Origin of the sequence: Prevotella sp. HUN102 (assembly GCF_000688375.1) — a bacterium.
In the GTDB taxonomy this organism is placed as follows: Bacteria; Bacteroidota; Bacteroidia; order Bacteroidales; family Bacteroidaceae; genus Prevotella.
Map to the genome: position 1 here is coordinate 35,063 of NZ_JIAF01000001.1, position 14,042 is coordinate 49,104.

The 14,042-nt window shown below is 46.0% G+C and carries 12 protein-coding genes; 11 read left to right on the top strand and 1 reads right to left on the bottom strand.

Annotated elements, in window-relative coordinates; genetic code table 11:
* The first annotated feature begins 26 nt into the window (after positions 1 to 26).
* From P150_RS0100175 to P150_RS0100225, 11 genes are all read left to right on the top strand, one after another.
* Positions 27 to 896 carry a DUF58 domain-containing protein gene (locus tag P150_RS0100175; protein WP_028895950.1) on the top strand — a complete coding sequence of 290 codons (870 nt, stop codon included), beginning with the start codon at positions 27 to 29 and terminating at the stop codon, positions 894 to 896.
* Complete coding sequence (locus P150_RS0100180) at positions 893 to 1,960, top strand: BatD family protein (protein WP_231477551.1); 1,068 nt, start codon at positions 893 to 895, stop codon at positions 1,958 to 1,960. The genes P150_RS0100175 and P150_RS0100180 overlap by 4 nt, the downstream gene beginning before the upstream one ends.
* Positions 1,961 to 1,972: 12 nt before the next feature.
* On the top strand, positions 1,973 to 2,944 hold the full coding sequence (locus P150_RS0100185) for a VWA domain-containing protein (protein WP_028895952.1): 972 nt from the start codon (positions 1,973 to 1,975) through the stop codon (positions 2,942 to 2,944).
* 28 nt (positions 2,945 to 2,972) lie between these two features.
* On the top strand, positions 2,973 to 3,995 hold the full coding sequence (locus P150_RS0100190; protein WP_028895953.1) for a VWA domain-containing protein: 1,023 nt from the start codon (positions 2,973 to 2,975) through the stop codon (positions 3,993 to 3,995).
* Positions 3,995 to 4,687, top strand: coding sequence for a tetratricopeptide repeat protein (locus tag P150_RS0100195; protein ID WP_028895954.1), 693 nt, complete (start codon positions 3,995 to 3,997; stop codon positions 4,685 to 4,687). Before P150_RS0100190 ends, P150_RS0100195 begins: the two co-directional genes overlap by 1 nt.
* A 6-nt stretch (positions 4,688 to 4,693) precedes the next feature.
* On the top strand, positions 4,694 to 7,246 hold the full coding sequence (locus tag P150_RS0100200; protein WP_028895955.1) for a BatD family protein: 2,553 nt from the start codon (positions 4,694 to 4,696) through the stop codon (positions 7,244 to 7,246).
* Between the two features lie 12 nt (positions 7,247 to 7,258).
* Positions 7,259 to 7,966, top strand: a complete 708-nt coding sequence (locus P150_RS0100205; protein WP_028895956.1) for a phosphatase PAP2 family protein — start codon at positions 7,259 to 7,261, stop codon at positions 7,964 to 7,966.
* Positions 7,967 to 7,981: 15 nt separating this feature from the next.
* Positions 7,982 to 9,253: an S-adenosylmethionine:tRNA ribosyltransferase-isomerase gene (locus P150_RS0100210; RefSeq protein ID WP_028895957.1), complete on the top strand. Its 1,272-nt coding sequence runs from the start codon at positions 7,982 to 7,984 to the stop codon at positions 9,251 to 9,253.
* A gap of 23 nt (positions 9,254 to 9,276) precedes the next feature.
* Positions 9,277 to 10,464, top strand: coding sequence for a DUF2027 domain-containing protein (locus tag P150_RS0100215; protein ID WP_028895958.1), 1,188 nt, complete (start codon positions 9,277 to 9,279; stop codon positions 10,462 to 10,464).
* A gap of 13 nt (positions 10,465 to 10,477) precedes the next feature.
* Positions 10,478 to 12,442 (top strand): NAD(+) synthase, encoded by a 1,965-nt coding sequence (locus P150_RS0100220; RefSeq protein ID WP_028895959.1) that lies wholly within the window; start codon positions 10,478 to 10,480, stop codon positions 12,440 to 12,442.
* A 252-nt stretch (positions 12,443 to 12,694) separates the two neighbouring features.
* Entirely contained in the window at positions 12,695 to 13,216 is a 522-nt protein-coding gene (locus P150_RS0100225; protein ID WP_028895960.1) for a hypothetical protein, read from the top strand.
* Positions 13,217 to 13,589: 373 nt separating this feature from the next.
* Here the strand turns inward: P150_RS0100225 and P150_RS17310 are convergent, their stop codons facing one another.
* Positions 13,590 to 13,889 carry a hypothetical protein gene (locus P150_RS17310; RefSeq protein WP_155952883.1) on the bottom strand — a complete coding sequence of 100 codons (300 nt, stop codon included), beginning with the start codon at positions 13,887 to 13,889 and terminating at the stop codon, positions 13,590 to 13,592.
* Positions 13,890 to 14,042 lie beyond the last annotated feature (153 nt).

Here is a 14,042-nt window from a genome sequence, read left to right on the forward strand (position 1 = left end):
CGTCCCCTTACAAACATACAACATCAATGAAAACTACGGAATTATTAAGCAAAGTACGAAAAATAGAGATTAAGACACGGAGTCTTAGTCAGAATATTTTTGCGGGACAGTATCATTCTGCCTTCAAGGGGCGTGGTATGGCTTTTTCCGAAGTTAGGGAATATCAGTATGGCGATGATGTCCGCGATATAGACTGGAACGTAACGGCTCGCTTCAATCATCCTTACGTAAAGGTGTTCGAGGAGGAAAGAGAACTTACCGTGATGCTGTTGGTAGATGTGAGTGGCTCGCTGGATTTCGGTACGACGAAGCAGACAAAGAAAGACCTCGTGGCAGAGATTGCGGCAACCATAGCCTTTTCAGCCATTCAGAACAACGACAAGATAGGTGTTGTATTTTTTTCCGACCGTATTGAGAAGTATATCCCACCCAAGAAAGGCAAGAAGCATATCCTCTACATTATCAGGGAAATGCTGGAGTTCAAGCCCGAAAGCAGACGCACGGATTTGAACAAGGCTGTGGAGTTTCTCACAAAAGTGATGAAGAGAAGATGCACGGCGTTTGTGCTTAGCGACTTCTACATCCGTTCGTCTTTCCAGAACGAACTCACGATAGCCAACCGCAAGCACGACGTGATAGCCGTACAGGTGTACGATCAGCGGGCAAAGGAAATGCCGGACGTGGGGCTGATGAAGATAGTGGATGCCGAGACCGGACACGAAATGCTGATAGATACCGGCAGCAGGAAGCTGCGGGCTGCGCATAATGCCTACTGGACAAGGCAACAGGAGATGCTGAGAGATGTATTCTCGAAAAGCAATGTAGACAACGTGTCGATTGCAACGGATGAGGATTTCGTAAAGAAACTAATGATTTTATTTGCTAAAAGAGGATGATGAAACGAATTGCAAACTTATTGATTCTGATTCTTTGTGCAGCCTTCGCCAACGCACAGGTAAAGGTTGAGGCAAAACTGGATTCTGCCAAAATTCTGATGGGCGAGCAGGCACATCTCACGGTAAATGTGTCGGGTTCAGGCAATACGAAGATAGAATTTCCCCAATATAAGGATCAGGAGGAAATGGCACAGGGAATAGAGGTGGTTCGTTCCGAGTTGGACACGCTGAAGGAGGGGGAGAGTCCCACTTATCAGTCTGTCTATACGCTTACCTCGTGGAATCCGAGTTCCTATAAAGTGCCTGCGTTGAAAGTGAAGGTGGGCGGAAAGGAATACACCACAAAGGAAATCACGCTGGAGGTAAAGGGAGTGGAGATTGATACCTTGAACAAGGAGAAGATACGCCCTGCCGAAACAATTCAGGAACTGGAGTTCTCGCTGGACGAATGGATGCCGTATATCGGATTAAGCATTTTAGTGGTACTCCTGTTGTGCGTTGCCGTTTATCTTTATGGTAGATTGAGAAGCAACAAGCCGATAGTTCTTCGCAAGAAAAAGAGAAAGCTGCTGCCACACGAAAAGGCAATGGAGGCTATTGCAAGAGTGAAGGATGAAAGAAACGTTGATGCAGACCATCAGAAGGTTTATTATACACAGTTGATTGATATTCTGCGCGAATATCTTGAAGACAGATTCGGTATCAATGCGATGGAAATGACGTCGTCGGAGATATTGGTGAGCCTGAAATCTGCGGGAAACGATGGCAAGATAGATGAACTGAGGCAGGTGTTTGAAACAGCCGATCTTGTGAAGTTCGCAAAATATTCAACTCCCAATTCTGAAAAAGACTACTATCTTACGAATGTGGTTCACTTCATAGAAGAGACAAAATTAGAGATTGATCCGAATGCGGAAGAGCTGGAAACTGTGTTAAGCGATTCCGACAGACAGCTCGTTCGTCAGCGGAAGATGCTGAAGATTGCAATAAGCATTGCAGTTGTTCTCGCCGTTGCCTTGCTGGCATACACGGTTTATAGTGTCTGGAAGTTGTTGGGTTATTAAAAAAATGGTGTAATGGAATTTGCAAATAAGGAATATCTGCTTTTACTGCTCCTGTTGATTCCCTATCTTCTATGGTATTTCTTCCGTAGGAAAGGCAGCGAACCGACAATGAGGATGGCAGATACCTATGTGTATGAATATGCGCCGAAGAGTTGGAGGATGAGGCTGATTCATCTTCCGATGCTGCTTCGCTGCCTTACCTATGCGTTGGTGGTAATGGTCTTGGCGCGTCCACAGACTGATACTCCGTCGGGCGCGGACTATTCAAACGGCATCAATATAATGCTGGCAATGGACGTTTCCACCAGTATGCTTTCGCAAGATGTTGCTCCGAACAGAATGGAAGTGGCGAAAGATGTTGCCAATGAGTTTATCAGCGCACGTCCTTCCGACAACATCGGCCTTACGATTTTTGCCGGAGAAGCGTTCACACAGTGTCCGATGACCACCGACCACGCGTCTTTGCTGAACCTTCTCCAGAATGTTAATACCGATTTGGCGAGCCACGGCTTGATAGAAGACGGAACGGCAATAGGAATGGGACTTGCAAATGCCGTGAACAGACTGAAGGACATAAAGGCGAAAAGCAAGGTGGTGATTCTGCTGACGGACGGCAGCAACAACAAGATAGAAATATCTCCGATGACAGCTGCCGAGATAGCAAAGAAGTTCGGAATCAGAGTTTATACCATTGGCTTGGGTACGGATAAGAATCCGAACGTTCCGAATCAGATGGTGGGAGAGATTGATTACAAGACGCTTCAGGACATTGCTCGAACCACGAACGGAGAGTTCTATCGGGCACAGAGCCGTCAGGAGTTGTCGCAGATTTATAAGGATATTGACAAGTTGGAGAAGGCCAAAATCAGTGGTGGCAGCTTTGGCAGGCGTTATGAAGCCTATATGCCTTTCGCACTCCTTGCGCTATTCTCTTTCCTGATGGAAATTGTGTTCAGGATTGCCGTGTTCAAGCGCATTCCTTAACCAATGTATCGACAAATTTAAATAGAAAATGTTCAGATTTGAAAATCCGATATACCTATGGTTGCTGTTGCTGATACCTTTATTGGCAATGGTGTATTATGTATTTGAACAGAAGCGGAAGAAACGCTTAAAGAAGTTTGGCGATACGGAAATTGTGAGAACCTTGACTCCAAACTATTCCAAATACCGCCGTGTAGTGAAGTTTGCGCTGATGGAGCTTGCTCTGGCGTTGCTTATAATGGTATTGGCACGGCCACAAATGGGAACAGGCGTTCCGTCGGATAAACGGGAAGGCATCGAGGCTATTATTGCAATGGACATCAGCAACTCTATGCTTTCACAGGATGTGGCACCGTCGCGTTTGGATAAAAGCAAGATGATGGTGGAGAATCTGGTGGATAAGTTCACGGACGATAAAATCGGACTTATCGTATTTGCCGGCGAGGCTTTCGTGCAACTACCGATTACTGCCGATTATGTGTCGGCAAAGATGTTTCTCGACAATATAGATCCGTCATTGATAGGTTCTCAGGGAACTGATATGAGACAGGCACTCGACCTTGCAATGCACAGTTTCTCGCAAGACGATAAAATCGGCAAGGCGATAATCCTGATTACCGATGGCGAGGACCACGAAGGAGGAGCCGAAGAAATGGCGAGAGAAGCCAGTAAATTGGGCATAAAGGTATTCATTCTCGGTGTGGGTTCAGCGAGTGGTGCTCCGATTCCGTTGGGCAATGGAGAATACCTGACCGACCGATCGGGCAACACGGTAATGACACGGTTGAACGAAGATATGTGCAAGAAAGTTGCCGAGGCAGGTAAAGGACTTTATCTGCACGTAGAAAACAATTTCGATGCCGAACGCAGGCTTCAGGCTGAAATAGGAAAGATGCAGAAAGGAGAAATGCAGACGGCGGGATATCGCAGTTTCGACGAGCAGTTTCAGGCCGTTGCGCTCCTGATAATCATACTCCTGATTTTGGACACTCTCATCTTGGAAGTGAGAAACCGAATTGTGGGAGGTTGGAATATATTTCATAGAAAATAATGAAGCAAACGATACAGATTCTTATATTATTCTTGCTGATGGCTTTGACGCTGAATGCTCAGACCGACAGGCAGTATATCCGAGAGGGCAATAGGTTCTTTCACGGCAAGGATTATGTTCAGGCCGAAACGAGTTACCGTAAAGCACTCGGACAGAATGGCGAAAGTGGGGTGGCTGCCTTCAACCTCGGCTGCGCATTGCAGGCACAGAAAAAAGATTCATTGGCAATTCAACAATACAAGTATGCTTCCGAAGTTGAGAAAATTCCTTTGCGCCGTGCAAGCTCTTATTATAATCTCGGAACTATTTACCACTCAAAACAGGATTATGGGAATGCGATAGAAGCCTATAAGAATGCACTTCGCTTGAATCCTCATCACGATGATGCCCGTTATAATTTGGCTGTCTGTATGAAGCAGCAGAATCAGCAGCAAAATCAGCAGAACCAAAAGAATAACGATCAGAACAAAGACGATAAAGATAAAAATAAGAACAAAGACAAAAACGATAAACAGAATCAGAATCAATCGAATGATAATCAGAACAAGCAGCAAAACAAGAATAAAGACTTGAGCAAAGACAACGCAGAACAGATGCTCAATGCTGCAAAGATGGCAGAGCAGGCAACGCAAGAAAAGTTGAAGCGAGCTATGCAACAGCCTAACAACAAGAATATTGAAAAAAATTGGTAAAGTCTTATGAAGCGATATATCTATTTATTTCTGACTTTTTTCTTGCCCCTCGTGGCAAGTGCCCAGCACGTTCGCGTTGTTGCGCCAAGCAAGGTTGGCGTAGGCGATGAATTTGCTGTGCAATATTCTATATCTGCCGAAGATGTTGAGAATATCAAGTTGGGGAATCCTCCGGCTGGAATCGAGTTTCTCGGAGGGCCTCAAGTGTTTTCACAGTCAAGCTATCAGACCATAAATGGACACACGACAAGTTCATCTTCCGTATCGTGTACCTATTATTTCGTTGCAACGAGAAAAGGAACTTTTACCATTCCTCCTGCACGAATCATAGTACACGGCCATACCATCGCCTCAACTCCCGTAAGGATAACTGCCATCGGCAATTCCAATGCCAGTACAGCGTCCAATAATTATGGAAGAGACGACGAACCGATAGAAGTTACACGCCCTCAAAGCAAGGTTATTGGCAGCAAAGACCTCTTTATGAAAGTTTCGACGAGCAAGACAAAGGTTTACGAACAGGAACCCGTTGTGCTTACCTACAAGGTCTATTCCCTTGTAAACCTCGTTGGCTTGAGTGGCAGCGTGCCTAATGTGTCAGGTTTTCACATTCAGGAAGTGAAACTGCCGCAGCAGAAAATCATTAGCAGGGAGAAACTCAACGGCAGAACTTATAACTGCGCCACGTGGTATCAGTACGTGATGTTCCCACAGGTAACGGGAAAACTGAAAGTTCCTTCCATCACGTTTAAGGCGGAAGTGCGTCCCGATCCGAACGATTTTGACCCGTTCGCCTTCATTGACGGGCGGATGGATATTGTAAAGGATATTGTTGCACCGGGAATAACCATCGACGTGCTTCCCTTGCCTGCAAAGCCCGCCAACTTCTCTGGTGGTGTGGGTAAGTTCAACATTACAGCCCAGTTGGACAAGACAGAAGTGAAAGCCGGCGACCCGATTAACCTCAGATTGATAGTTAATGGTGTCGGAAACCTGAAGCTGATAAAGCAGCCTGCTGTGAATTTCCCCAATGGATTTGAAACCTATGATGCCAGGGTCTCCGACAAGACGAGCCTGACAGCCAACGGTGTAGAGGGAAATATGGTCTATGATTATCTGGCCGTACCGAGAACAGAAGGCGAATACACCATCCCTTCGGTGCAGTTTGTCTATTTCGATTCCTCTACCAATTCATACAAGACCGTTCAGACTGCCTCTTTCAAGGTTAATGTGCTGAAGGGAGATGGTACGTCGCAAGACATTGACGAGCTGACACAGGCGGAAAACACAACCATCCGAGGCATTAAAACCGGAAAGGAAACATCATCGAGCACATTCTTCGGCTCGTTCTTCCATTGGATGCTCTGGGTGTTTATCCTTACAGTCTTCGGAGTTTTATTCTATTTCCTGCGCAAGCGTTCCGTAATGCAGTCCGATTTGGTGTTCATTCGGGGAAAGAATGCCGAGAAGGTGGCAACTTCAAAGATGTATAATGCGAAGCAACTGATGCTGAAAGGCAGGTCTTCCGACTTCTACGATGAGGTTCTTCACGCATTGTGGGGCTACGTCAGCAACAGGCTCAATATGCCGGTTGAGGAACTCTCTCGCGAGAATATCAGCGAAAAGCTGAGAGGAAAGAATGTAGATGAGGCTACGGTCAATAAGTTTATCGGTGCGCTCGATGAATGCGAGTTTGAACGCTATGCACCGGGTGATGAAAAGGGAAATATGAAGGTTACTTTCGATTCTGCCATCGACGCCATTACAAGTGTTGAAGAGGCTATGAACGTGAAGAAAGCAGCAGGCAAGCGAGGCGCGGTGCTCTTGCTGATGCTCGTCGGCAGCTTTGTTCTGTCCACAACGCTGATGGCGCAGGACAAGAGCATCGCCGATGCAGCCTATGCTAAGGGCAATTACGAGCAGGCAATAAGGATTTATGAAGAGATTCTGAAGAAGAACAAATCTTCCGAAGTCTATTATAATCTCGGCAATGCCTACTATAAAATCAACAACATAACGAAGTCGATTATAGCCTATGAGCGTGCCCTGCGCCTGTCGCCGAGCGATGAAGACATCATATTCAATCTGAATCTTGCACGCACAAAGACCATAGACAGGTTTACGGCCGAGTCCGAAATGTTCTTTGTTACTTGGTACAAGCAGTTGGTAAATACGCTTTCAATAGACGGATGGGCCTATGCAGGCATCGTTTTCCTCGTACTCTCGCTTTCTTTCGTAATTGTTTATTTCTTCTCGAGCAAGTTGAATTTCAGAAAGTTGGGATTTACGTTAGGCATACTGTTCTGCATCTGTTTCGTGCTTTCGCTCGTCTTTGCCCTTCAGCAAGATGCCAAGCTCGACAATACTAATGCCGCCGTCATCAAGACATCCACGGCACAGATAAAGATAACTCCTGACCTGAAGGCAGGCAATGCCATAGTATTACACGAAGGAACGAAAATAACCATTACCGACAGAACCATCAAGGACTGGTTTGAAGTGGAAGCTCCCGACGGTTCTAAGGGATGGATAAAAGCAAACTCCGTTGAGGAGATTTAACCACTCTGATAGATGAATCTTGAAAGTATATTAGAATTAGACAAGGCAGTCTTGCTTTCGCTGAATGGAAGCAATAATATGTTCTTGGACCAGATGGCATTGATATTGACATCTGGCCCGACTTGGATTCCTCTGTACCTGATTCTCGTTTATCTGATTGTGAAGAACAATGAGAAATGGAGTCAGATATTCCTCATACTTGCAATGATGGGCTTGTGTATGCTGATTTCAAACGGCTTCAACGGAGGATTTATAAAACCACACATCGCACGCCTGCGTCCGTCTGTGGAGCCGAGCCTTGTCGGTGTCGTACAGCTCGTGAACGGTTATAAGGCTGAAGGATTCAGCTTTTTTTCCGCCCACGCCTGCAACACATTCTGCATAGCCGTCTTTGTCAGCCTGCTTGTTAGAAGCAGAATCCTTACGGTCTTATTGGTCTTTTGGGCAATGCTGAATGCTTGGACACGATTGTATCTTGGCGTACACTATCCTTCCGATATTCTTGTGGGAACTGTGATGGGCATACTGATAGCCACCGTCGTGTATCTGCTTTTCCGATACATCTATTGTAAGATCACACCAAAAATATCCTACGTTTCCACACAATACACCAAAACTGGTTACAGTCTGCCCGATATTGATATAGTGCTTACAGTCTTTGTACTGATTTTCATTTATGCAATCCTGAGGGCATTGCTGGAATTAGGAACGATTTTTTAATATAGAAAGAAGAAAATGTCAGAAGAAACAAAACATATAAAGATTTCGGATTACGATTATCCGCTGCCCGATGAGCGTATCGCCAAATTTCCATTGGCCGAGCGCGACAACAGTAAGTTGCTGCTGTATAAGAGTGGCGAAGTTTCAGAGGATGTATTCCATCATCTCTCTTCCCATCTCCCACAGGGTGCATTGATGGTTTTCAACAATACGAAGGTTATTCAGGCACGAATGCACTTCCGTAAGGAAACCGGTGCATTGATAGAGATTTTCCTGATGGAACCGGCATCGCCAGCCGATTATGAACTGATGTTTCAGACCAATGGAAAATGCTCTTGGTTCTGTATGATAGGCAACCTGAAGAAGTGGAAGGAAGGAAAACTGAATCGAGATTTTGAAATCAACGGTCATAAACTAACCTTGTCTGCCTCCGTAGACCGAACCAAAGCCCCTGAAGTGGCAGGTGGTACGAACCATTGGATTGATTTTGAATGGAACAACGGCAATGTTTCCTTTGCCGAAATTCTCGAGGCCGTGGGCGAATTGCCCATTCCTCCTTACTTGAATCGCGAAACACAGGAGAGTGACAAGACCACCTATCAGACCGTTTATTCCAAGATAAAGGGTTCTGTGGCAGCTCCTACGGCAGGCTTGCACTTTACCGACAAGGTATTGAAATCGTTGGATGAGGCAGGTGTCGTGAGGGATGAACTCACGCTGCACGTCGGGGCAGGTACGTTCAAGCCCGTGAAGAGCGAGGAAATCGAAGACCACAATATGCACACGGAATACATTGTGGTGCATCGCCATACGCTCGAGAATCTCCTGAAGCACGATTGTTCGGCAATCGCCGTGGGAACAACGAGCGTGCGCACGCTGGAAAGCCTCTATTATATGGGCGTGAAACTGGAAATGAACCCATCGGCACTCGAGACCGAACTGCACGTAAACCAATGGGACCCCTACGATTATGCACACAACGACGACGGATTGGTATTGGTTGAGGGCAGGGTAGTAACCGTGGAGAAAGCCATCAGAAACCTGCTTGCCTATCTCGACAAAGACAAGTTGGAAGCCTTGCATTCAAGTACGCAGATAATCATTGCGCCGGGATTCACATATAAAATCGTGAAGATGCTCGTAACGAATTTCCATCAGCCCCAATCAACTCTTCTGCTGCTCGTCAGTGCATTCCTGAAAGGCGACTGGCACAAGGTTTATGACTACGCATTGGCTCACGGTTTCCGTTTCCTGAGCTATGGCGACAGCAGTTTGCTCATTCCATAATTAAAAGAAGAAAGGACGACACAATGAAAATAGGAGATAAAGTAAGATTCCTGAGCGATGTCGGAGGTGGAAAGATTTCCGGCTTTCAGGGAAAGAATATAGTATTGGTTGAGGATGAAGACGGTTTTGAAATCCCGACACCCATAACCGAAGTGGTGCTTGTCGGCGACGAAAATATGACCGCTGCCAAAATCAAGACACTTGAAAAGGAAGCGAAGACAGCCGAAGAGGACGGGGCAAAGTCCATCAAGGCGCGTTTGTCGGGCGATTCCGAAATGGAAGACGACGACTGGACGAATGTGGAAGAACCTGATTACGACCCTTCCGACAATTTCGTTGCGCCGGTAAAGGAGCGCGAGGGTGGCGACAAGCTCGTTGCCTATTTGGCTTTCGTTCCTAAATCGTTGAAGGAAATCGGCAACACAGCCTTTGCTTCCTATATGGTCAATGATTCAAACTATTATGTGCATTACGTCTATATGGTCAAGGACGGCGAACAATGGTCGTTGAAGTCTGTCGGAGAGATTGAACCCAACACAAAACTCTACATCGAAGAGTTTTCATACGGCGACCTGAACAGCTTGCAGGATGCCAGCATACAGCTCGTTGCCTACAAGTACGACAAGAGTTTTGAACTCAAACCTGCATTGAGCGTAAACATCCGTCTCGATGCAACGAAATTCTATAAGCTGAACACTTTCAGGGAAAACGACTTCTTTGAAACGCCGGCTTTGCTTTATCCTGTCAGCGAAAAGGATAAAGTAGCGGAGCAGAAGGTGGAAACGAAACTGGACCTGCCCAAGAAGTTGCAGGGAAGCACCACCGAATCCATCGACGTTTCCGTTTCCCCGGCTCGTAAACCGTTGGTGCGCAGATACGCCGACAATCAGAGCAAGAGCCATCGCACAAAACAGGTGCTGAAGAACGACAAGATTATCGTAGACCTTCATATCGACGAATTACTGGAGTCTACTGCCGGTATGTCGGCTGGAGACATTCTGGAATATCAGATTAATGCCTTCAGAAACGTATTGGAGCAATATAAGAATAAAAGTGGACAGAAGATTGTCTTCATCCACGGCAAGGGCGAGGGAGTTCTCCGCCACGCACTGATTCACGAATTGAATTATAAATATAAGAAGTATCAATATCAGGACGCATCTTTCCAAGAATACGGATACGGTGCAACCCAAGTAACGATCATCGCCTAAAAAAGAACTTGTTATGAAGTATGGTTTTATCAAGGTGGCATCAGCCGTACCCGATGTGCGTGTTGCCGACACGAAATTCAATCTCGAAGCTATTGAGAAGCAGATTGCGATAGCTGAAGGCTTGGGCGTGGAGATTATCTCTTTCCCTGAATTGTCTCTTACCGGCTATTCCTGTCAGGATCTGTTCCGTCAGCAGCTCTTGCTCGACGATGCCGAACACGCCGTGTTGATGCTCCTTGCCTTCACACGCCAGTTGGACATCATTACCATTGTGGGTGCTCCGGTGTGTGTGGGTTCGCTGCTGCTCAACTGTGCCATCGTCATTCAGCAGGGCAAAATCCTCGGTATGGTTCCCAAAACTTACTTGCCCAACTATGGCGAGTTCTATGAAAAGCGATGGTTTGCATCGGCACAGGACCTGCATCCTACGCAGATTCATTTCGCAGGGCAGAAACTCCGCATCACCCCCGAAATGCAGTTGTTCCGTACAGCTTCCGGCGTTAAGTTTGCCGTGGAGGTCTGCGAGGACGTCTGGGCACCCATTCCTCCGAGCAATTTCCTTTCTCTGGCAGGTGCAGAGGTTATCTTCAACCTTTCGGCAACAGACGAACTGATAGGAAAGCACAACTATCTGAAATCGCTTTTGGCGCAACAGAGCGCACGCACGCTCACAGGCTACGTGTATAGCAGTTGTGGTTTCGGCGAGAGCACACAGGATGTGGTTTATGGTGGCAATGCACTGATTTACGAAAACGGCTCGCTCCTTTCCGAAGCCAAGCGTTTCAGTATGGAGGCACAGATGATAGTGTCTGAAATCGATGTGGAGAAACTTCGCGAAGAGCGCAGGGCAAACACCACTTTCGTCAATGCGCAGCGCACGTTGGGCATTGAAACATTGGGATTGCACGGCACGATAGCCATCAGCGATTTCGTTAAGTGTTCCCCTCTGAACAATCCCGAGAGAGAATTTACGCTCACACGCACGGTAAATCCATATCCTTTCATTCCTTCAGACGGTGAAATGAAAGACTCTTGCGACGAGATTTTCAATATTCAGATAAATGGCTTGATAAAACGCTTGCAGCACATAAAGTGCAAGACCGTGGTATTGGGTATCAGCGGCGGTCTGGATTCCACCCTTGCCTTGCTCGTCTGCGTGATGGCGTTCGACCGACTGGGCTACGACCGTAAGGGCATTCTCGGCGTTACGATGCCCGGCTTCGGCACAACCGACCGAACCTATACCAATGCCATCAGGATGATGGCCGAGTTTGGCATCAGTATGAAGGAAATCAGCATTGCCCCCTCCGTAACGCAGCACTTGAAGGATATTGAACACAGTGCCGATCTTCGGGATGCAACCTATGAGAATGCGCAGGCCCGCGAGCGCACACAGATTCTGATGGACTTGAGCAACAAGTACAATGGAATAGTTGTGGGCACTGGCGACTTGAGCGAGCTTGCACTCGGATGGTGTACCTACAATGGCGACCACATGAGTATGTATGCCGTGAATGCAAGCATTCCCAAGACACTGATAAAGCACCTTGTCCGCTATTATGCCGAACAGAGCGAAAACGAAACCATCGCCCGTTGCCTGCTTGACGTGGTGGACACGCCGATTTCGCCCGAACTGATTCCGACCGACGAAAATGGCGAGACAACGCAGAAGACCGAAGACCTCGTTGGACCTTATGATCTCCACGACTTCTTCCTCTATTATTTCCTCCGTTACGGCTTCCGGCCGTCAAAGATATTCTATCTTGCCAAGACGGCTTTTGAAGGCAAGTTCGATGAGGAAACCATCAAACGTTGGCTTCGCACCTTCGTCTGGCGTTTCTTCTCGCAGCAATTCAAGCGTTCTTGTCTGCCGGACGGTCCGAAGGTGGGCACGGTAAGCCTTTCGCCTCGTGGCGACTGGCGTATGCCGTCGGATGCAATGGCTTCCGACTGGATAGCTGACGTAGAGAATTTATAAATCAGGGAACGAGAGGACAAGATTACAAGGAGACAAGAGGACGAGTGAACAAGGGGACAAGCGGGCAAGTATATTGCTTGTATGGGTAGAAACACTTCGTGTATGCTGAAAGACAATGAAAACGTAATGCTGAAATCGTATGATTATGGACAATCTTCCTTGTCCTCTCGTCCCCTTGTCTTTTTGTCCCCTCTTGTCCCCTTGTTCCCTCGTCTACTCGTTCCCTTGTCCACTTCCTCTCTTCCCAATCCTATGAAGCGATACGCTCTCATATTGTTTTTATTGGTAATTGTTGTTTTCGGCTATGCCCAGAACAACAATTATCCGAATATCCCCGTGGTGGATATTCTCCGCTATCAGGTGCAGAAGAGCAGGAAAGGCGTCCGCACAGCACCTTTCAAGCGTTATGGTCTGCGCAGAATCAGGGCTTCCAAATTCTTGGCAGACAATGATTCCCGACATATTTGGGGATGGCATTTGCAGGCTGACGAAACCTTTGATGCCGATAGAGAGGAACTCTATAAGCTCTTCAAGCGTGCCGACCTTTCCAGTATGGGTATTATTGATGTTCAGGATGGTGGGGTAGAGGTTGTGTTTTGGGATAAGCAATACTATCGCCGATTCTCTCAGGAACTCAAAAAGATAGGTTTTGTGTGTTCAGACAGCAGGCGTGCCACCAATATCCTCGAATTTCGCAAACCCGAATCAAGTATTCTCGTAGATTTTACCATTTGGCCTAATATATATATAATGTATGTATATAGCGCAAAATAGGGAGGATTGCAAGGAAACAAGGGGACGAGTGAACAAGGAGACAAGTTTATGAGGGTACAAGTGAACAAGTTTACGAGTGAATAAGTTTACGAGTGAACAAGTAGATATTTTTGTGTTCTTAATGTATTGATAATAAGTTCATTATCAGTATATCTTTAATAATCCAGATTTGTTCTTATTGTCGTTCTTCGTAAAAACGCCCTAAAACAACCTTTATTTTCCACTTTTTTCAAGCTCTTCTTCGCTTATTCACTTTCCATTCTTGCGAAGATGGCAAAACGTTCTTCGTAAGATTGCTTTGCAAACTTCGTTGATTTGTAAAACAAACATCATTTTATCGGCTCGCAACCCTTCTTTTCTTCTCATTCCAATCCTATTTTGAGATTTTCCGAGTGTGTATTTTTAGTAAATTGATTTTACAATGATTCGATTTAGGCTTTTTGCCTTCAGATATTCTTTTGTAAAGCAATATACGTCTTTTTCCAGTTATATCTATTGAAACTATCGCATTTGATATGTCTGTTATTTGCTTGTTGGGAGTTGATGGATTATTTCTTTTATAAAAAAGTGCATAAGTCCTACTTAATTCTATCCTATCAGTTCCTTCTTTTACTATAGAATCTATAGAGACACCTTGTTTGATAAGCGAAATTGAAAACTTAGTATTTGGCATATTATGTTTTTATATTTTATGGTTTTGCAGCCATTTGCATTTAATCCTCGTGGATTTTGTACATCTTGGCTGTAATGTTTGGATAATTATCTTGTTCGTCGTCCGTCCATTACTCGCATTGCTTTATGAAGGTTTCCAAAGCATTGACAGCTT

Coding starts and splice junctions, on each gene's coding strand:
- P150_RS0100175 (WP_028895950.1), top strand. CDS start 27: ATGAAAACTACGGAATTATTAAGCAAAGTACGAAAAATAGAGATTAAG.
- P150_RS0100225 (WP_028895960.1), top strand. CDS start 12,695: ATGAAGCGATACGCTCTCATATTGTTTTTATTGGTAATTGTTGTTTTC.
- P150_RS0100195 (WP_028895954.1), top strand. CDS start 3,995: ATGAAGCAAACGATACAGATTCTTATATTATTCTTGCTGATGGCTTTG.
- P150_RS0100180 (WP_231477551.1), top strand. CDS start 893: ATGATGAAACGAATTGCAAACTTATTGATTCTGATTCTTTGTGCAGCC.
- P150_RS0100190 (WP_028895953.1), top strand. CDS start 2,973: ATGTTCAGATTTGAAAATCCGATATACCTATGGTTGCTGTTGCTGATA.
- P150_RS0100220 (WP_028895959.1), top strand. CDS start 10,478: ATGAAGTATGGTTTTATCAAGGTGGCATCAGCCGTACCCGATGTGCGT.
- P150_RS0100200 (WP_028895955.1), top strand. CDS start 4,694: ATGAAGCGATATATCTATTTATTTCTGACTTTTTTCTTGCCCCTCGTG.
- P150_RS17310 (WP_155952883.1), bottom strand. CDS start 13,889: ATGCCAAATACTAAGTTTTCAATTTCGCTTATCAAACAAGGTGTCTCT.
- P150_RS0100210 (WP_028895957.1), top strand. CDS start 7,982: ATGTCAGAAGAAACAAAACATATAAAGATTTCGGATTACGATTATCCG.
- P150_RS0100185 (WP_028895952.1), top strand. CDS start 1,973: ATGGAATTTGCAAATAAGGAATATCTGCTTTTACTGCTCCTGTTGATT.
- P150_RS0100215 (WP_028895958.1), top strand. CDS start 9,277: ATGAAAATAGGAGATAAAGTAAGATTCCTGAGCGATGTCGGAGGTGGA.
- P150_RS0100205 (WP_028895956.1), top strand. CDS start 7,259: ATGAATCTTGAAAGTATATTAGAATTAGACAAGGCAGTCTTGCTTTCG.